The following is a 626-nucleotide window of genomic DNA, read 5'->3' as shown; positions in this document are numbered from 1 at the left end:
GGGTGATGGCGTGCCTTTTGAAGAATGAGCCTGCGAGTTAGTGGCACGTGGCGAGGTTAACCCGTGTGGGGTAGCCGTAGCGAAAGCGAGTCTGAAGAGGGCGTTTTGAGTCGCGTGTTCTAGACCCGAAGCGGGGTGATCTAGCCATGGGCAGGTTGAAGCGTGGGTAAGACTGCGTGGAGGACCGAACCCACCAACGTTGAAAAGTTGGGGGATGACCTGTGGTTAGGGGTGAAAGGCCAATCAAACTCCGTGATAGCTGGTTCTCCCCGAAATGCATTTAGGTGCAGCGTCGTGTGTTTCTTGCCGGAGGTAGAGCACTGGATGGTCTAGGGGGCCTACAAGCTTACCGAAATCAGCCAAACTCCGAATGCCGGTAAGTGAGAGCGCGGCAGTGAGACTGCGGGGGATAAGCTTCGTAGTCGAGAGGGAAACAGCCCAGATCACCAGCTAAGGCCCCTAAGCGTGTGCTAAGTGGAAAAGGATGTGGGGTCGCTTAGACAACCAGGAGGTTGGCTTAGAAGCAGCCATCCTTTAAAGAGTGCGTAATAGCTCACTGGTCAAGTGGTTCCGCGCCGACAATGTAGCGGGGCTCAAGCACACCGCCGAAGCTGTGGCATTCACAC

1 rRNA gene is annotated in these 626 nt (G+C 55.8%); it reads left to right on the top strand.

What is annotated here, in order from left to right:
* Positions 1-626 (top strand): 23S ribosomal RNA (locus tag RBH18_RS43920); the annotation flags it as partial.

This window comes from Actinoplanes oryzae (genome assembly GCF_030757795.1).
In the GTDB taxonomy this organism is placed as follows: domain Bacteria; phylum Actinomycetota; class Actinomycetes; order Mycobacteriales; family Micromonosporaceae; genus Actinoplanes.
This window is presented reverse-complemented; position numbering and strand designations above follow the sequence as displayed.